We start from the raw sequence: 18611 nt of genomic DNA, 5'->3' as shown, positions 1-18611 counted from the left end.
TGTCATTCCTGTCGATAAGCCTCTGCGATGTCGGCCGGCCCCAGCCTCGTCAGGCAGGCGGCGGCGGTCTCGCCCTGATAGCGTTCGCTGCGGATTGCCGCCGCGACGCGGCCGATGCCGCGCGCGGCGTCATAGCCCGGCCTGTAACCGGCAGGAAGGGCCTTTGCCGTCGCGTTCACGACAAGTCCGGCTCCATTTTCGCCGCCGACCACGGTCAGCGCCGCTGGGCCGGGATGCGCGCAACCCTTGGCGCAGCCAGAAACATGCAAGGTGAAGTCAAGACTATCGGCGTTTTCGGTGGCGATCGCCTCGGCAATGTCGCGCGTGGCGATGCGACCCGAGGCGCAAGCCGGCGCGCCGGGACAAGCAGCGATGCGCGTGCGCGGGTCGGTGGGGGCGGTGACGAAGCCGAGGGTGGCGGCTGTTTGCTGGAGGGAAGGATTGGCGGCTGGTGGCTGGCCGAGGAAGAGCAGGGCGCGGCCCGGGGCGAGGCGGATTTCTGACGTGCCGAGAGTGACGGCGCTTTGAGCGAGGGCGATGAGCCTTTCGGTGGGCATGCTGCCGTAGGGGAGACCGATGCCGAGAGTGGGGACGTCGCCGGCTAAGGGGAAAAGGCCGATAGGTTTGCGCGAGGCGCCCCCCTCTGTCCTGCCGGACATCTCCCCCTCGAGGGGGGAGATCGGCGGCTTCGACGTCGGCTTTTCTTTAGCAGCACCGGAAATTGGCGAAACCGTCGGTGACCACGTAATCTCCCCCCTTGAGGGGGAGATGTCCGGCAGGACAGAGGGGGGCGCCTCGCGCAAACTTGTCAGGCATAGCCAACCCGCCAGAGACACCAACTGCCGCTCCGACAAATCCCTTGCGTGAGCATCGCGGCCTTTCTCGGCGATCATCCTTAGAGCCGCGACGGCTATATCACGAGCCACACCTTCATCAGCAACCGCGAGCAGCCTTGCATTCCGCCCGTCACCGGCAACCGACACCCGCCAGCGGATTCCCGCCTCGGTGCTCACCGCCTTCAGCCGCACGTCGGCCGTCACAGCATCCATCGTCAGTTGCCCGCCACCGTCGACAACGACCGAAACCTTCGGCCCGAGCCGCTGCGACAGCCCGGCGTCCTCGACCGCTTCCCTGATCCGATCAGCCAGCGGCCTGGGGTCGACGATCTCCTGCGGATCGATGCCGGCCAGTGGTCCGGTCTCCACTGGTACGCCAGTGCGGACCACAATGCCCAGCGCATCGACTTCCTTCGCCAGCAGGGTTGCACTTTGCGTGGTCAATCCGCGTATTTGCAAGCTGCCGCGCGCTGTCACTTCCATGATGCCGTTGCCGTGCCGCAGGGCGGATTCTGCCAGCCCGATCAGAAGCTTCGGCGACAATCCGCCAGAAGATGGGCCTCCGGCGACCGGGTTGAGCCGCACCAGCAGGCCGTCGCCGGTCTGCATCGGCGCCGAAAGGACCGGGCAGGCGCCGCGGCGTGAATAGGCGTTCATGCCGCCAACTCCCGTGCCTCGGCGATCAGTGCCGCAAGGTCGTCGTCGATCGAATTGCGCAAGGGATGCCACAGGCCCCGCCGGCGCGCCGACAGGAGGCGTTCGGCAATGGCCTTCGCGGCGGCCGGGTTTTCGCGCAGGATGAAGGCGCGGACGTCCGCATCGCCGAGATAGGCATCGTGCACGGCCTCTATAAGCGCGCCTGGTATGGCCTGTGTGGTTTCGGCGAAGCCAACCAGCCTGTCGACGGTTTCGGCGAATTCCGAGGCGCCGCGGGGGCCGTGGCGCATCTGGCCCGCTATGAAGCGGGCGTTGACGGCGCGGGCGCGCACGACGCGCGTCACGGCCTCACTAACTGAACGCGGCTTCGGCCTCTGCGGATCGGTCGTGTCGAGCACGATGACGTCGGCATTCCTGCCAAGCGCTGCAAGGGCGGCCGAGAAGCCGCCGATGAAAGCGACATCGGCCGAGCCTTCGAGGATGTCGCGGCCGGGATCGTCGCCGGTGTGGACGAGAAGATCGGCTTCGGCGATGCGGTTCTCGAATGCGCCGGGCGCGGCGATCCCCTCACCGCCGGCGCCGCCATAGGAATGCGACGTGGCATCGAGATAGGCGCGGCCGATTTCCTCGCGCGCCGCCCAGTCACCGCTCGACAGGATTTCCTCGACGCCAGCGCCGTAAGTGCCAGGCGAGGTGCCAAAGATGCGCGGGCTGATCTTGCCCTCGGCGCGGGTCCTTGCGGCGAGCGGATTTTCCGAATCGACCTCGTCGCGCGCGGCAACGGCGTTGGCAGCGGCATCGATCAGCGCGATCTGGGTCGGGAACATGTCGCGGAACAGGCCCGATATGCGCCAGGTGACGTCGACGCGCGGGCGGCCAAGCGCTGCCGGCGCCAACACCTCGATGCCGGTGACGCGACCTGTGGCGGCATCCCATTGCGGTCGGCAGCCCATCAGCGAAAGCCCCTGCGCGATCTCTTCGCCGCCGGTGCGCAAAGACGCCGAACCCCAAAGGTCGATGATCAGCGAGCGCGGCCAGTCGCCATGCGATTGCATATAGGCGCGCACCACTTCCTCGGCGGCAGCCTTGCCGATGTCGTAAGCCGTCGGCGTCGGCATGGCGCGCGGGTCCGACGTGAACAGGTTGCGGCCGGTGGGCAGAACGTCGGAACGCCCGCGCGCGGGCGCGCCGGCCGGGCCCGCGGTGACATGACGACCGTCGAGCGCGGCAAGAAGGGCGGCCTTTTCGGCCTCGGCGCTTTGCCGGCGCATAAGGTCGGGCTCTTCGTCGGGCGCGCGGCCGTAGACATGCAGCCCATCCTTGATAGCGAAATCCTTCAGGTCGCAGAGCCAGGCATCGATGCGGCGCAGGGCCTCGTCCGGCGCGTCGGTGCGGGCAACGCCGGCCTCCGCGGCGAGGCCCGTCGTCTGCGCGGTTTCGACGATCAGACTGGCCAGACGGTCGCGGCGGCGGCGGTCGAGACCGTCAGCCTGGGCGTATTCGTCGACCAGCCGTTCGAGCCTGTGCTGGTTCTTGTCCAATCCGGCGCCGGTGAGCGGCGGCGGCAGATGGCCGAGCGTGACGGCGGCGATCCGCCGCTTCGCCTGCGCCGCCTCGCCGGGATTGGAGACGATAAAGGGATAGATGACGGGCAGGGGACCGGTGACGATCTCGGGGAAGCAGCTTTGCGAAAGCGCAACCGTCTTGCCCGGCAGCCATTCCAGCGTGCCATGCGCGCCAACATGGATGAGCGCATGGACGCCGAGCAATTTGCGCAGCCACAGGCCGAAGGCGAGCAACGCATGGCGCGGCGGCAGCGTCGGGTCGTGATAGTCGGCGCGGCGGTCGGCCGAGCGGCCGCGGTCTGGAGCCAGCGCCACGGTGATGTTGCCGAAGGTCGCGGCGCGGAAGGGGAATTTGGCGGCGGGCAGCGCTCCCTCTGTCCTGCCGGACATCTCCCCCGCAAGGGGGGAGATTGGCAGTTTCGACGCTGGAGCTACTCTTGCAACGTTGGAGATTGGCGAAGACAGAGATGACGGCGTAATCTCCCCCCTTGCGGGGGAGATGTCCGGCAGGACAGAGGGGGATGCCTCGCGCAAACCTGTCTCGCCTTCGGCTTTGCCCCAAGCTGCTTCTACGGCAGCAATTGCTGCGCCCGGCAATTCCGTTGAGAAGGCAAGGTACTCATCCAACTCCAACCCAGCCTTGCTGCGCTCCAGCGCATCCAGCAACGCACGCGACGTTTGGGGAATTCCCTCAACTACATAGCCCTGTTCCTGGAGGTCGTGCAGCATCGCCAGCACGCTGGATGGCACATCCAACCCGACCGCATAGCCGGTGCGGCCGGGAGCGCTCGGGTAATCGGGGATCAGAATGGCGACCTTGCGCTCGGCGCGCGGCGTTTCCCGAAGCCTGATGAAGGCCGCGACCCGGTCCGCCACCTGTTCGACGCGATCGGGCTCCGGCCGGTTGGCAAAGGCGCGGTGGCCGAGCGCCGGGTCGGTCTCGCTTTCGCCCTTGAACGAAACGGCGCCGGCGAGGATGCGGCCGTCCAGTTCGGGCAGAACGACATGCATGGCGAGGTCGGCGGGGGCCAGCCCGCGCTGGTTCTTCTCCCATACGTCGCGGCGGGTGGTGGCGACGATGACCTGGAAGACGGGAACGCCGGCGCGGTCGAACAGGGTTTCGACGCCGGGTTCGGCGCCGGACGCGAAAGCGGTCGCGGTGATGATGGCGGCGGGCTTGGGCTGGGCAATCGCGGTTTCAACAAAAGCCAGAGATTCCGGGTCTTTCAGGCTGGAGACAAAGATCGGCACCGGCAGCATGCCGCGCTGCCGTAGCGCCTCGAAAAGCGCGTCGATGGGCGCGACATCGGCGGCGAGCAGCATCGAGCGGTAGAAGAGGATGGGAATCACGGGTGGGTTGACGTTGCCGGCGTCGAGTTCCGTCACACCCCCCTCTGTCCTACCGGACATCTCCCCCGCAAGGGGGGAGATTGCTCTTTCATCGACGATTTCGCCTATCGCGGATGGTCGAGATAAATCCCTGTCCAAGGGGACAGAAGAGGAGCCGGCCTTGATGACAGCCGATCTCCCCCCTTGCGGAGGAGATGTCCTGCCGGACAGAGGGGGGTGTGAAGGATCGTCAACATTCGATAAGTCCGGCTTCTCCACGACTCCGCGCCCCGGCTCATAAAACCCGGCTTTCGGCACGCTTACCGGCTCGGCAATCTCGCCATCAGACCCCGCCAACCGCGCCAGCCTGCGCACCAGCGCGCTCATATTGGCCGGGCCGCCCTGGCGGAAATAATTGAGCAGCCCGTCCAGTTCCTCGCGCGGCAGCGTCGAGGCTTCGATCAGCCTGATATCCTCGTCGTGGCTTTCACCGGGAAGTAATGCCAGCTTTATGCCGCGCTCACGGGCAACCACGGCCAACTGGTCGCAGCCGTAGCGCCACCACTCGTAACCGCCGAGAATACGCACCAGAATGACTTTGGCGTGACGGGCGACGCTGTCGATCCAGAGGTCGACGGACATGGGGTGGCGCAGGTCGCGCAGCGCGGCCAGCCGCATCGTGGGCAGCCGATCGGCGTCGCCTTTCCAGGCCGCTGCCAGTCCGGCCAGGTCGCTGTCCGTGAAGGACAGCGCCACCATTTCCGCCGGCGTCTGCCGCAGATCGACCGGCTCGGCGAGATCGTCGAGCGAGGCGGATGTGGTGGTGAGGATGTGCATCGCGGTCGGTGTTGCCTCAGCCGGCGAGGATATGCTCGATCGCCGGGCGGTTCAGCCCCTTGAGGCCGATGACGACCAGGCGCGAGCGGCGGTCGTCGTCAGCCGTCCAGGCGCGGTCATAATAATGATTGACGCGCGGACCGACCGCCTGCAGCAACAGCCGCATCGGCTTGCCGCCGACCTCGACGAAGCCTTTCACCCGCAGCACGTTCTCCTGTTCGGCGGCGGTCGCGACGCGCTTTGCCAGGTCGTCCGGGTTGGCGATCGAGGGGATGTCGACGATGAACGTATCGAAGTCGTCGTGCTCGTGGTCGAAGGCGCCGTCATGATGGGACTTGCGGTTCTCGATGTCGTCCTCGACGGCGAGGCCTAGCCCGAGCAGCACGGACGGATCGACCTTGCCATGAGCCGTCGGCACGACCTTCACGGCGCGGGCGGAGTGTTCGCCAATGATGGCGTTGGCGCGAGCCGAACCTGCGGCATCCATCAGGTCGCTCTTCGACAGGATGATGAGGTCGGCGCAGGCGATCTGGTCCTCGAACACCTCCTCGACGGGGTCGTCGTGGTCCAGTGTCTGGTCCTGCGCGCGTTGCGCCTGCAGGGCGTCCATGTCGTTGGCGACGCGCCCCTCGGCCAATGCCGGACCGTCGACCACGGCGATCACGCCGTCGACTGTCACCCGGCTCTTCACTGTCGGCCACTGGAAGGCCTGGACCAGCGGCTTGGGCAGAGCCAAGCCTGAGGTCTCGATCAGGATGTGGTCGACCTTCGGCGTCAGCGACAGGATCTGGTCGAGCGCCGGGACGAAATCGTCGGCGACGGTGCAGCAGATGCAGCCATTGGCCAGTTCGACGATGTTTTCCTCCGGGCAGGTGTCGATGCCGCAGCCCTTGAGGATCTCGCCGTCGATTCCGATGTCGCCGAATTCGTTGACGATGATGGCGATCCGCTTGCCGCCCGCGTTTTCCAGGAGATGGCGGACCAGCGTGGTCTTGCCGGCACCCAGGAAGCCGGTGACCACGGTACAGGGGACGCGGGAGAGAGTGGCGGCGGAAACTGCGGCGGTCATGATCAGTCCTTCAGCATGTCGAGGGGAGGAATGCGGGCGACGAGGCCGCGCTTGAGGGAATCCGGGCGACCACGCCACGGAATGAGGCCGTTGGTCGAAGCGGCGAAGAGTTTCGCGCCGGTGACGAGATCGGCGCCGCTGGCGATGTTCAGGTCGCCGAAGACATAACTCCAGCAGCCGTCGCGAAGAATCGCGGCACTGAGACGGCGCTTGCAGTTGCCGAGGCATTCGACGGTGCGGACACGGACATTGTCGGCCGTTGCGGCTTGGCGCGTATCTTGAGCCAAAACTTCGCCGGCGCGGGGATGGGCATCGGAACCGGTCTCGTCGCGGCAGGAAGCGCAGATGATGACAGTGACGCCGGCCAAGGCGTCGCTATCGCCAGACAAGTCGCTATCGCCAGACAAAATGTCCGCTGTTTCAGCCGGGAAACTGCTGTCGCGTTCCAAATCGGGCTCCTTGCCCGGAAAACCCGCCGGGCGATCGGATTCTTATGTCTCAGACGGCAGGTCTCCTGGCTCGCGGGTCATCGCCTTCGTGCCGCCTTCCCGGGACCGTCCCAGTGGTTTTCGGCCTTGGCTCGTCGCTTACAGTTGCGGGGACAGCCGCGGATTTGAAATCGAGATTTCGCACCGCATTCCCTCTTGGCTCCTCCCTTTGCCGAGAGGAGACCGTCTGGAATGGATTTAGGCTCTTGCAGGCGGCGGTGTCAACGCGCGTCTACGACACGGCAATGTCGGCGAGCGGCTGCCCAAGGTCGCCGGCGGGCGTAACCTCGATCCGTTCGAGGCCGAGCCAGCCCTGCATCTGCGTCAATTCCTGGAAGAGTTGCGCGGCGGTTTCAGGCGGCGCGCTGGGCTCGGCATAGGCCGCGTGGACGCGTAGCACGCTGGCCGGCCGGTCGGCCTTGAGGTCGACGCGCGCCACGATCCTGTCGCCGAGCAGGAACGGCAGGACGTAATAGCCGTATTGCCGCTTTTCGGCAGGGGTGTAGATTTCTATGCGGTAGTGGAAATCGAACAGCCGCTCCGTGCGCGAGCGCTCGAAAACGACCGGATCGAACGGCGCCAGCAAGGCGCGGGCCTCGATTTTTCGTGGAATACGGGCCTCCTTATGGAGGTAAGCCGGTTTGTTCCAGCCCTCGACACGCATCGGCACCAGCTCGCCTGTTTCAACCAGCTCCTCCAGCCGGCCCTTCATGTCGGCCGGCGACAGGCGGAAATAGTCGCGCAGGTCGCTTGCTGTCGCGACGCCATGAGCGCGGGCGGATATCCGCAGCAATTCCCGATGCGCGTCCTCGGCAGACGGCACCGGCAGATCGAGGATCGCCTGCGGCAGTACGCGCTCGGGCAAATCATAGAAGCGTTCGAAGCCACGGCGGTGCGCGGTGGTGATGCGTCCTGCCCAGAACAGCCATTCGAAGGCATGCTTGGCGTGGCTCCAGCCCCACCAGCCGCCGGACCCTTTCTGGCCTTCGAGCGCGGAGGCGGCGATCGGGCCGCGCTCCGCGACCTCGCGGTAGATCTCTTCGATATAGGCGGCGTGCTCGCGGCCCCATTTGGCGAGACCCAGATACATTTCATCGCCACGCTCCGCGCGCTGCATGCGCCAACGCATCAGGGGATAGGTCTCGACCGGCAGGAAGGAAGCCTCGTGCGCCCAGTATTCGAAAACCGTGCGCTTGCGCGTGACGGCGGCGTTGTCGAGCAAGGCGAACGGGTAGGGGCCAAGGCGCGAGTAGAGCGGCATGTAGTGAGCGCGCACCACCGCGCTGACGGAATCGATCTGCAGCAGGCCGGTGCGCGAGAGCACGCGGGCGAAGTGGCGTCGGTCGGGCGTGCCGGCGGGGCGGGGATCAGTGAACCCTTGGGCGGCGAGCGCGATGCGCCGGGCCGTGGCAAGCGAGATCTTTTCCTTCATTCGGATGCGACTCTGATGGCTTGTTGAGCGTCGTTCGGACGGTTGATTCCGGCCATGCTAGCAGGGTTTTGGCGGCAACTCTGTCAGGAGAGAAAAGTGGAGTAAAAAGCGAAGGAAATCAAACAGGAGCGGATCGGACCAGTTTCTTCCCTTCTGCCGTCCAGGCCAGTGTTTTGAACAAGGTTTGACTTGCTTCGCCGGAAGCGCTGCGCTAACCCTCGCCGCGTTGCAGCAAAGGCCCCCTAAAACGGTTCAGCGGTTAAACTGTCACGCTTCCGCAATAGGGTCTGGTGCTGTAATCAAAATGGATTGGCGCCAACGGAAAGCCGCAGCATGAACGCACTTCTCAGTTCGTACCTGCCCATCGTCCTGTTTATCGCAGTGGCGGCGGCTGTCGGCGTCGCGCTTATCGTGGCGCCGTTCCTGGTGGCCTATCGCAATCCCGACCCGGAAAAGCTTTCCGCCTACGAATGCGGGTTCAACTCGTTCGATGACGCCCGTATGAAGTTCGACATCCGCTTCTACCTGGTGTCGATCCTGTTCATCATCTTCGACCTGGAAGTGGCCTTCCTGTTTCCGTGGGCGGTGTCGTTCTCGAAAATCGGCATGCTCGGTTTCTGGTCGATGATGGTGTTTTTGGCGGTGCTGACCATCGGCTTTGCCTATGAATGGAAAAAAGGAGCGCTCGAATGGGATTGAGCGACAGTTCCGGCACGCTCGTCGCGCCGAAGCCCAAGGGTCTGATCGATCCCAATACCGGCAGGCCGGTTGGGTCCGATGATCCGTTCTTCCTCGAAATCAACAACGAACTCGCCGACAAGGGCTTTCTCGTCACCTCGACCGAGGCGCTGATCACCTGGGCGCGCAGCGGCTCGCTGATGTTCATGACCTTCGGTCTCGCCTGCTGCGCCGTCGAGATGATCCACACCTCGATGCCGCGCTACGATTCGGAGCGGTTCGGTGTTGCTCCTCGCGCGTCTCCGCGCCAGTCCGACATCATGATCGTTGCCGGCACGCTGACCAACAAGATGGCCCCGGCGCTGCGCAAGGTGTACGACCAGATGCCGGAGCCGCGCTACGTAATCTCGATGGGCTCCTGCGCCAATGGCGGCGGCTATTACCACTATTCCTATTCGGTGGTGCGCGGCTGCGACCGCATCGTGCCGGTCGACATCTATGTGCCCGGCTGTCCGCCGAGCGCCGAAGCGCTGCTCTATGGCATTCTTCTGCTGCAGAAGAAGATCCGCCGCACCGGCACGATCGAACGGTAAATCCATGGCCGCATCCCTGAGCGAACTGTCGACCTATCTCGGCGAAAAATTGATTGGCCGCGTCAATGAAGCAGTGTTCGCCTATGGCGAACTCACCATCCATGTCGAACCGCGCGATCTGATCGAAGTGGTGACTTTCCTGCGCGACGATCCGCGCTGCCAATTCATCTCGGTCATCGATGTCTGCGGCGCCGATTATCCGTCACGGGCCAAGCGCTTCGACGTCGTCTATCACCTGTTGTCGCCGAAGCAGAACGTGCGTATCCGCATCAAGGTGCAGGCCGACGAGGAGACGATGGTGCCGTCGATCACCGGCGTCTATCCCGGCGCCGACTGGTTCGAGCGCGAGACCTACGATCTCTATGGCGTGCTGTTTTCGGGTCACCCCGATCTGCGGCGCATTCTCACCGATTACGGTTTCGACGGTCACCCGCTGCGCAAGGATTTCCCGCTGACCGGCTTCGTCGAGGTGCGTTACGACGACGAAGCCAAGCGCGTCATCTACGAGCCGGTGGAACTGAAGCAGGAATTCCGCAATTTCGATTTTCTGTCCCCATGGGAAGGCACCGATTACGTGCTGCCAGGGGATGAGAAGGCAAAGCAGTAATGGCCGAAACTTCCGTCCGCAATTTTAACATCAACTTCGGACCGCAACACCCTGCCGCGCATGGTGTTTTGAGATTGGTTCTGGAGTTGGACGGCGAAGTGGTCGATCGTGTCGATCCGCATATCGGGCTCTTGCATCGCGGCACCGAAAAGCTGATCGAGCACAAAACCTACCTGCAGGCAGTGCCTTATCTCGACCGGCTCGACTATTGCGCGCCGATGAACCAGGAGCATGCCTTCGCACTGGCCGCCGAGCGCCTGCTCGGCATCGAGGTGCCGAAGCGCGGTCAGCTGATCCGCGTGCTCTACTGCGAGATCGGCCGCATCATGTCGCACATCCTCAATGTGACGACGCAGGCGCTGGACGTCGGCGCGCTGACGCCGCCTCTGTGGGGCTTCGTCGAGCGCGAAAAGCTGATGGTGTTCTATGAGCGCGCCTCGGGTTCGCGCATGCATGCCGCCTATTTCCGTCCGGGCGGCGTCCACCAGGACCTGCCGCAGAAGCTGCTCGAGGACATCGGCAAGTGGATCGATCCGTTCCTGAAGTCGATCGACGACCTCGATCAGTTGCTGACCGGCAATCGCATCTTCAAGCAGCGTAATGTCGATATCGGCACGGTTTCGCTGGCCGACGCCTGGGCCTGGGGCTTTTCCGGCGTCATGGTGCGTGGCTCGGGCGCTGCCTGGGACCTGCGCAGATCGCAGCCCTATGAATGCTATTCGGAGCTCGATTTCGATATTCCGATCGGCAAGAACGGCGACTGTTTCGACCGCTACCTCGTGCGCATGGAAGAGATGCGCCAGTCGGCGAAGATCATGCGCCAGTGCATCGATCTCCTGCTCGGCAAGGAAAGCGCCGGGCCGGTGTCGAACCTCGACGGCAAGGTCGTGCCGCCAAAGCGCCAGGCGATGAAGCGCTCGATGGAAGCGCTGATCCACCACTTCAAGCTCTACACCGAGGGCTACCGCGTGCCGGCCGGCGAGGTCTATGCGGCGGTCGAGGCGCCCAAGGGCGAGTTCGGCGTCTATTTGGTCTCCGACGGCACCAACAAGCCTTATCGCTGCAAGCTGCGCGCGCCCGGTTTCGCGCATCTCCAGGCCATGGATTTCCTGTGCCGCGGTCACATGCTGGCCGACGTCACCGCCGTCCTCGGCTCCCTCGACATCGTGTTTGGTGAGGTCGATCGCTAAATGTCAGTCCGTCGTCTCGCAGAAGCCAGCGTCCAGCCAGCATCCTTCGCCTTCAACCGGGCGAACGCGGCCGCGGCCAAGCAATGGATCAAGAAGTACCCGAAGGGCCGGGAACAGTCTGCGATCATTCCACTGCTGATGCTGGCGCAGGAGCAGGAAGGCTGGGTCACCAAGGCGGCGATCGAGACGATTTCGGACATGCTCGGCATGCCGCGCATCCGCGGGCTCGAGGTCGCGACCTTCTACACGCAGTACCAGCTGAATCCTGTCGGCACGCGGGCGCACATCCAGGTTTGCGGCACCACGCCCTGCATGCTGCGCGGCTCGGAAGCGCTGATGGACGTGTGCCGCTCCAAGATCCACCATGACCAGTTCCACACCAACGACAAGGGAACGCTGTCGTGGGAAGAGGTCGAATGCCTCGGCGCCTGCGTCAACGCGCCGATGGTCATGATCTTCAAGGACACGTTCGAAGACCTGACGCCGGAACGGCTGGCCGAAATCATTGATCTCTACGATGCGGGCAAGGGGGCCTCGGTGACGCCGGGGCCGCAGAACGGCCGCACCGGCTCGGAGCCGGCCGCCGGCCTCACGACGCTGAAAAGCGAGAAGGCGATCCTCAAGTCGACCCGTGACAGGGAGGCCAGGGAAGCCGCCAAGGCCGCCAAGGCGGCACCCGACGCGATCATCGCGGCGCCGGTGCCAACGCCGGCCGCCACCCCTGTCGCGCCGTCCAATGCCAGCAAGCCGAAAACCGATGCGGCTGAAACCAGCCCGGCGCTGAAAACGCCGTCGCCGGCCAAGGTCGCGTCGGCAACGGAAAAAGCGGCGAGCGTCGCGGCTCCCCGCCACTCGGCGACAAACGCCAACAAGGCGGCGCCCGAGGTCGAGAAAGTTTTGAAGCCGCGCAGCGGCCCCCTGAACAAGGCTGAGCCGGCTTCCGCGTTCAAGTCGCCGGAAACCAAGCTTCCCGCCAAAGCGGCCAAGCCTTCGTTGGAAGACAAGAACCGGCCGGCCGGCATCGCCAGGCCGGCGCTGGTCGACGATCTCAAGCTGATCTCCGGCGTCGGCCCGAGGACCGAGAGCATCCTGCATTCGCTCGGCATCTTCACCTTCGCCCAGGTTGCGTCTTGGAAGAAGGCCGAACGGGAGTGGGTGGACAGCTATCTCTCCTTCCGCGGCCGCATCGAGCGAGACGACTGGGTCAAGCAGGCCAAGGCGCTCGCCAAGGGCGGCGTCGCCGAATATATCCGCGTCTTCGGCAAGAAGCCGGTCTGAGGGACGAACAATGCTTCAGGACAAAGACCGCATCTTCACCAACATCTACGGCCTCTTCGACAAGTCGCTGGCCGGCGCAATGGCGCGAGGCGCCTGGGACAACACGCCCGGCATCGTCGCCAAGGGGCGCGAGTGGATTGTCAACGAGATGAAGGCGTCGGGCCTGCGCGGCCGCGGCGGCGCCGGTTTCCCGACCGGCCTGAAATGGTCGTTCATGCCCAAGCAGAGCGATGGCCGGCCGAGTTATCTCGTCATCAATGCCGACGAATCCGAGCCCGGTACCTGCAAGGACCGCGACATTCTGCGCAACGATCCGCACACGCTGGTCGAAGGCGCCTTGCTCGCCGGCTTCGCCATGGGCGCGGTCGCGGCCTACATCTATGTGCGCGGCGAGTTCATCCGCGAGCGCGAGGCGCTGCAGCGTGCCATCGACGAGGCCTATGAGGCCAGGCTGATCGGCAAGGGCAACACTTCAGGCTACGATTTCGACGTCTATATGCACCATGGCGCCGGGGCTTATATCTGCGGCGAGGAGACGGCGCTGCTCGAAAGCCTCGAGGGAAAGAAGGGCCAGCCCAGGCTGAAGCCACCATTTCCGGCTAATGTCGGCCTTTATGGCTGCCCGACCACCGTCAACAACGTCGAATCGATCGCGGTGGCGCCGACGATCCTGCGCCGGGGCGCGGCCTGGTTCTCATCCTTCGGCCGGCCCAACAACGTCGGCACCAAGCTGTTCTGCGTCTCCGGCCACGTCAACAATCCGTGCACCGTCGAAGAGGCGATGTCGATCCCGTTCCGCGAGCTGATCGAGACGCATTGCGGCGGCATCCGTGGCGGCTGGGACAATCTTCTGGCGGTCATTCCTGGCGGCGCCTCGGTGCCGCTGGTGCCGGCCGAGCAGATCATCGATACGCCGATGGATTTCGACGCGCTGCGCGACCTCAAATCCGGCCTCGGCACGGCGGCCGTCATCGTCATGGACAAGTCGACCGATGTCGTCAAAGCCATCGCGCGGCTGTCCTACTTCTACAAGCATGAGAGCTGCGGCCAATGCACGCCGTGCCGTGAAGGCACCGGCTGGATGTGGCGGGTGATGGAACGGCTGGTGCGCGGCGAGGCGCAGAAGCGCGAGATCGATATGCTGCTCGACGTGACCAAGCAGGTCGAAGGCCACACGATCTGCGCGCTGGGCGACGCGGCCGCTTGGCCGATCCAGGGCCTGATGCGGCACTTCCGCGGCGAGGTGGAGCGGCGCATCGACGAGTTTTCGCGCAACGCGCACCGGGCCGAGCCGGTGTTGGTGGCGGCGGAATAGAGAAGCATTGAATGGGCGATAGCCCGGAGCGAGAAGAACGGGGCGGGGCGAACGAAGAAACGACCAGGAGAATTCTATGGCGCCGTATTCGACACCCCACCCGTTGATGCCCAATTTGGACCAGATCGAGAAGATGAACCAGGACCTGACCAGGATGATGCCGAAGGAGATGGCCGGCGCCGTCAACCTTCTGGCGCACCCTGTCGCGGGCGCGGCGGCGATGTCGGCCCTGGGGCTTGGGCTCGCCAACCACGCTTTCGGCGTCTGGTTGGGCGCGCTGTCGGGCGCAGCCGAGGCGTCGCAACGCCTCATGCAGCCGCTCATCGAGGATTTCGAGGCGCGCGTCGAACAATTCGAGGATGCGAGCCTTTCATCCACCAGAGCGCGGGCGACGGCCAAGACCCTGATTGCGGAGGCGCAGTCCTTCGCGCAGGAAGTCACCGACATTGCCGCCAGGGAGGCCGCCACCACGGTGCCGGCGGCACAGGCGGGGCGGTCAGCGGACGAGCTTTCGGATGTGCTGCTGCCCGAGGATTTCCGGCAGCCCAAGGCTATTGAGAGACCGGCGAAGCCTTCGGATCTCAAGAAGATATCGGGCATCGGCCCGAAGCTGGAGACGGTGCTCAACGGGCTCGGCATATGGACGTTCCGCCAGATCGCCGACTGGTCGCCCGAAGAGATCGCCTGGGTCGACGACTACCTCTCGTTCAACGGCCGTATCGTGCGCGACGACTGGATTGCCCAGGCGGCCGCGCTCGCGCCTGCCGGCAAGGCCAGGAAATAGGGGGCGGCGATGCAGGTTCACGACCAGCGCGATGTCCTTGATGTGCGCAGCGCCATCCTTATGAATTCGAGTTTCGATGACGTGACCATGTCCAACACGCGGTTGCACAATGTGAACCTGTCGGTGGCGATGATCCTGCGCGCCAACCTGAGCAACGCCAAGGTGGAAGACGCAAACCTTTCGAATGCGCATTTCACCAATGTGAATATGAGCAATGTGAAGATAGAAAACGCGCAGGTCGCCGGCATGATGATCAATGGCATCAGCCTCGGCGACCTGTTCCATGCATATGAGACGGCGAAGACCGCCGGGGGCAATTGATGGCAAAGCTCAAGGTCGACGGGAAAGAAATCACTGTACCCGACCATTACACGCTGCTGCAGGCGGCAGAGGACGCGGGCGCCGAAGTGCCGCGCTTCTGCTTCCACGAGCGGTTGTCGATCGCCGGCAATTGCCGCATGTGCCTGATCGAGGTGAAGGGCGGGCCGCCCAAGCCGCAAGCGTCCTGCGCCATGGGCGTGCGCGACCTGCGTCCTGGTCCGAACGGAGAAGCGCCGGAAATCTTCACCAACACGCCGATGGTCAAGAAGGCCAGGGAAGGCGTGATGGAATTCCTGCTGATCAACCATCCGCTGGATTGCCCGATCTGCGACCAGGGCGGCGAATGCGACCTGCAGGACCAGGCGATGGCCTTCGGCGTTGATTCCTCGCGCTATCACGAGAACAAGCGCGCGGTCGAAGACAAGTATATCGGCCCGCTGGTCAAGACGGTGATGAACCGCTGCATCCACTGCACGCGCTGCGTTCGCTTCACCACCGAGGTTGCCGGCATTTCCGAACTCGGCCTGATCGGCCGCGGCGAGGATGCCGAGATCACCACCTATCTCGAGCAGGCGATGACCTCGGAGCTGCAGGGCAATGTCATCGACCTGTGCCCCGTCGGCGCGCTGACCTCCAAGCCTTTCGCCTTCCAGGCACGGCCGTGGGAACTGACCAAGACCGAATCCATCGACGTCATGGATGCCGTCGGCTCGGCGATCCGCGTCGACAGCCGCGGCCGCGAGGTGATGCGCATCCTGCCGCGCGTCAACGAGGCGGTGAACGAGGAATGGATCTCCGACAAGACCCGGTTCATCTGGGACGGCCTGCGCACGCAGCGCCTCGACCGGCCCTATGTGCGCAAGGACGGTAAGCTGGCCCCGGCGAGCTGGGCCGAGGCCTTCGCGGCAATCAAGGACGCCGTGTCGAAGACTACGCCCGAGAAGATCGGCGCCATAGCAGGCGATCTTGCCGCGGTCGAGGAAATCTACGCGCTGAAGCTCCTGATGGCCGCACTCGGTTCGAAGAACATGGATTGCCGCCAGGACGGCGCCGCGCTCGACCCGTCGCTTGGCCGGGCAAGCTACATTTTCAACCCCACCATCGAAGGCATCGAACAGGCGGACGCGGTGTTGATCATCGGCGCCAATCCGCGCTTCGAAGCCTCGGTGCTCAACGCCCGCATCCGCAAGCGCTGGCGGGTCGGCAATCTGCCGGTCGGCGTCATCGGCGATGTCGGGGATACACGCTATGACTACGAACTGCTGGGCGCAGGACCGGAATCGCTCAAGGATCTGGCTGACGGCGATGGCAAGTTCTTCCAGGTGCTGAAGAAGGCCACGCATCCGCTCATCATCGTCGGCCAGGGCGCGCTGGCACGCCCCGATGGCGCGGCGGTGCTCGGCCAGGCAGCGAAGCTCGCCATGGCCGTGAACGCCGCGCGCGCGGACTGGAACGGCTTTGCCGTGCTGCACAATGCGGCTGGACGCGTCGGCGGCCTCGACCTTGGCTTCGTGCCGAGCGAGGGCGGCAGGAACGTCGCCGGCATGCTGGGCGAGACGGACGTGCTGTTCCTGCTCGGCGCCGACGAGATCGACATGGCAAAGACCGGCGGCGCTTTCGTCGTCTATGTGGGCACCCATGGCGACGCCGGCGCGCACCGCGCCAACGTCATCCTGCCGGGCGCTGCCTACACCGAGAAGTCGGGCACCTATGTCAACACGGAAGGGCGCGTGCAGCAGACCAACCGCGCCGGCTTCGCGCCGGGCGACGCGCGCGAGGATTGGGCCATCGTCAGGGCATTGTCGGATGTACTGGGCAAGAAGTTGCCGTTTGATTCGCTGCCGCAGCTGCGCGCTAAACTCTACGGCGAATACCCGCATCTTGCCCGCATCGACCAGGTTGCTGCGGGCAATGCCGAGGATATCGCCAATGTGGCGAAGCTTGGCGGACGGCTGAACAAGGGCACGTTCACGTCGCCGGTCCAGGACTTCTACCTGACCAACCCGATCGCGCGGGCCTCTGCCGTGATGGCGGAATGCTCGGCGCTTGCCAAGAGCGGCTTCAAGCAGGCGGCGGAATAAGCATGGACACCTTCTTCTCCTTTTACGTGCTGCCGGCGCTGATCATCGTGTTGAAGTCGGTCGTACTGATCGTCGTGCTTCTCATCGCCGTCGCCTACCTGCTCTATGCAGACCGCAAGATCTGGGCGGCGGTGCAACTGCGCCGCGGCCCGAACGTCGTCGGCCCCTGGGGCACGCTGCAGGCTTTCGCCGACCTGTTGAAGTTCGTCTTCAAGGAGCCGGTGATCCCGTCCGGCGCCAACAAGGGCGTGTTCCTTTTGGCGCCATTGGTATCGGCGGTTCTGGCGATCTCGGCCTGGGCGGTCATTCCGGTCAGCCAGGGCTGGGCCGTCGCCAACGTCAATGTCGGTATCCTCTATGTCTTCGCCATCTCCTCGCTCGAGGTCTATGGCGTGATCATGGGCGGCTGGGCGTCCAATTCGAAATATCCGTTCCTCGGGGCGCTGCGTTCGGCCGCACAAATGGTGTCCTACGAGGTCTCGATCGGCTTCGTCATCGTCACCGTGCTGCTTTGCGTCGGCTCGCTCAACCTGTCCGACATCGTGCTGTCGCAGCAGGATGGGCTCGGCACCAGGCTCGGCCTGCCCAACACCTTCCTCGACTGGCACTGGCTGTCGCTGTTGCCGATGTTCGTCATCTTCTTCATCTCGGCGCTAGCCGAGACGAATCGCCCGCCTTTCGACCTCGTCGAAGCCGAATCGGAACTGGTCGCCGGCCACATGGTCGAATATTCGTCGACGCCGTTCCTGCTGTTCTTCCTCGGCGAATATGTCGCCGTCGTGCTGATGTGCGCGCTGGCCACCATCCTGTTCCTCGGCGGCTGGCTGCCGCCGTTCGACTTCGCGCCCTTCACCTGGGTGCCGGGGGTGATCTGGTTCGTGCTCAAGATCTGCCTGATGTTCTTCATGTTCTCCATGGTGAAAGCGTTCGTGCCGCGTTACCGCTACGACCAGCTGATGCGGCTTGGCTGGAAGGTGTTCCTGCCGATCTCGCTGTTCATGGTGGTGCTGACCGCCGCCTTCCTCAAGATCACGGGGTTTGCGTGATGTCCGCTCTGTCCCAGGCCGCCAAATCGCTGCTGCTGAAGGATTTCGTCAGCGCCTTCTTCTTGTCGATGCGCCAGTTCTTCGCGCCGAAGGAGACGATCAATTATCCGCACGAGAAAGGGCCGGTGAGCCCACGCTTCCGGGGCGAGCATGCCTTGCGCCGTTATCCCAATGGCGAGGAACGCTGCATCGCCTGCAAATTGTGCGAGGCGATCTGTCCGGCGCAGGCCATCACCATCGAGGCCGGCCCGCGCCGCAACGACGGCACGCGCCGTACCGTGCGCTACGACATCGATATGGTGAAGTGCATCTATTGCGGCTTCTGCCAGGAAGCCTGCCCGGTCGACGCCATCGTCGAGGGGCCGAATTTCGAATTCGCGACCGAGACGCGCGAGGAACTCTACTACGACAAGGACAGGCTGCTGGCGAATGGCGACCGGTGGGAGCGCGAACTGGCGCGCAACATCTCGCTGGACGCACCGTACCGCTGATATCGCATGGACAG

16 protein-coding genes and 1 riboswitch are annotated in these 18611 nt (G+C 64.5%); of the genes, 11 read left to right on the top strand and 5 right to left on the bottom strand.

Annotation, left to right across the window (positions count from 1 at the left end):
* Nucleotides 1–2: 2 nt before the first annotated feature.
* From cobG to LB545_RS13560, 5 genes are all read right to left on the bottom strand, one after another.
* Complete coding sequence (cobG, locus tag LB545_RS13580; protein ID WP_224705227.1) at nucleotides 3–1493, bottom strand: precorrin-3B synthase; 1491 nt, start codon at nucleotides 1491–1493, stop codon at nucleotides 3–5.
* Entirely contained in the window at nucleotides 1490–5224 is a 3735-nt protein-coding gene (gene cobN / locus LB545_RS13575; RefSeq protein WP_224705225.1) for a cobaltochelatase subunit CobN, read from the bottom strand. Before cobN ends, cobG begins: the two co-directional genes overlap by 4 nt.
* Nucleotides 5225–5240: 16 nt before the next feature.
* Complete coding sequence (cobW, locus tag LB545_RS13570; RefSeq protein ID WP_140495572.1) at nucleotides 5241–6293, bottom strand: cobalamin biosynthesis protein CobW; 1053 nt, start codon at nucleotides 6291–6293, stop codon at nucleotides 5241–5243.
* 2 nt (nucleotides 6294–6295) lie between these two features.
* Entirely contained in the window at nucleotides 6296–6742 is a 447-nt protein-coding gene (locus LB545_RS13565) for a DUF1636 family protein (protein ID WP_140495573.1), read from the bottom strand.
* 37 nt (nucleotides 6743–6779) lie between these two features.
* Nucleotides 6780–6984, bottom strand: a riboswitch (cobalamin riboswitch).
* Between the two features lie 29 nt (nucleotides 6985–7013).
* Complete coding sequence (locus LB545_RS13560; RefSeq protein ID WP_224705223.1) at nucleotides 7014–8213, bottom strand: winged helix-turn-helix domain-containing protein; 1200 nt, start codon at nucleotides 8211–8213, stop codon at nucleotides 7014–7016.
* A 333-nt stretch (nucleotides 8214–8546) separates the two neighbouring features.
* On the opposite strand from LB545_RS13560, the gene LB545_RS13555 reads away from it, so the two are divergent.
* The 11 genes from LB545_RS13555 (at nucleotide 8547) to nuoI (ending at nucleotide 18597) form a co-directional block, all read left to right on the top strand.
* Entirely contained in the window at nucleotides 8547–8912 is a 366-nt protein-coding gene (locus LB545_RS13555; RefSeq protein WP_140495575.1) for an NADH-quinone oxidoreductase subunit A, read from the top strand.
* Nucleotides 8903–9484, top strand: coding sequence for a NuoB/complex I 20 kDa subunit family protein (locus tag LB545_RS13550; RefSeq protein ID WP_140495576.1), 582 nt, complete (start codon nucleotides 8903–8905; stop codon nucleotides 9482–9484). Before LB545_RS13555 ends, LB545_RS13550 begins: the two co-directional genes overlap by 10 nt.
* A 4-nt stretch (nucleotides 9485–9488) precedes the next feature.
* Nucleotides 9489–10091: an NADH-quinone oxidoreductase subunit C gene (locus tag LB545_RS13545; protein ID WP_140495577.1), complete on the top strand. Its 603-nt coding sequence runs from the start codon at nucleotides 9489–9491 to the stop codon at nucleotides 10089–10091.
* Complete coding sequence (locus LB545_RS13540; RefSeq protein WP_140495578.1) at nucleotides 10091–11281, top strand: NADH-quinone oxidoreductase subunit D; 1191 nt, start codon at nucleotides 10091–10093, stop codon at nucleotides 11279–11281. The genes LB545_RS13545 and LB545_RS13540 overlap by 1 nt, the downstream gene beginning before the upstream one ends.
* Nucleotides 11282–12559, top strand: coding sequence for an NADH-quinone oxidoreductase subunit E (locus LB545_RS13535; RefSeq protein ID WP_140495579.1), 1278 nt, complete (start codon nucleotides 11282–11284; stop codon nucleotides 12557–12559).
* Nucleotides 12560–12569: 10 nt separating this feature from the next.
* Nucleotides 12570–13874: an NADH-quinone oxidoreductase subunit NuoF gene (gene nuoF, locus LB545_RS13530; RefSeq protein ID WP_140516413.1), complete on the top strand. Its 1305-nt coding sequence runs from the start codon at nucleotides 12570–12572 to the stop codon at nucleotides 13872–13874.
* Between the two features lie 76 nt (nucleotides 13875–13950).
* Nucleotides 13951–14658: an NADH-ubiquinone dehydrogenase gene (locus tag LB545_RS13525; protein WP_224619838.1), complete on the top strand. Its 708-nt coding sequence runs from the start codon at nucleotides 13951–13953 to the stop codon at nucleotides 14656–14658.
* A 9-nt stretch (nucleotides 14659–14667) separates the two neighbouring features.
* A complete protein-coding gene (locus tag LB545_RS13520) occupies nucleotides 14668–14979 on the top strand; it encodes a pentapeptide repeat-containing protein (RefSeq protein WP_140516410.1) in 312 nt (103 codons plus the stop codon).
* Nucleotides 14979–17060: an NADH-quinone oxidoreductase subunit NuoG gene (nuoG, locus tag LB545_RS13515; RefSeq protein WP_224705221.1), complete on the top strand. Its 2082-nt coding sequence runs from the start codon at nucleotides 14979–14981 to the stop codon at nucleotides 17058–17060. Before LB545_RS13520 ends, nuoG begins: the two co-directional genes overlap by 1 nt.
* Before the next feature lie 2 nt (nucleotides 17061–17062).
* Nucleotides 17063–18106 (top strand): NADH-quinone oxidoreductase subunit NuoH, encoded by a 1044-nt coding sequence (nuoH, locus tag LB545_RS13510; protein ID WP_140495583.1) that lies wholly within the window; start codon nucleotides 17063–17065, stop codon nucleotides 18104–18106.
* Nucleotides 18106–18597, top strand: a complete 492-nt coding sequence (gene nuoI / locus LB545_RS13505) for an NADH-quinone oxidoreductase subunit NuoI (RefSeq protein WP_140495584.1) — start codon at nucleotides 18106–18108, stop codon at nucleotides 18595–18597. The genes nuoH and nuoI overlap by 1 nt, the downstream gene beginning before the upstream one ends.
* Nucleotides 18598–18611: the final 14 nt, after the last annotated feature.

This window comes from Mesorhizobium sp. BR1-1-6 (genome assembly GCF_020165355.1).
Classification (GTDB): domain Bacteria; phylum Pseudomonadota; class Alphaproteobacteria; order Rhizobiales; family Rhizobiaceae; genus Mesorhizobium.
Note: the sequence above shows the minus strand (reverse complement) of the source record. Positions and strands in the feature narration are given on the sequence as shown.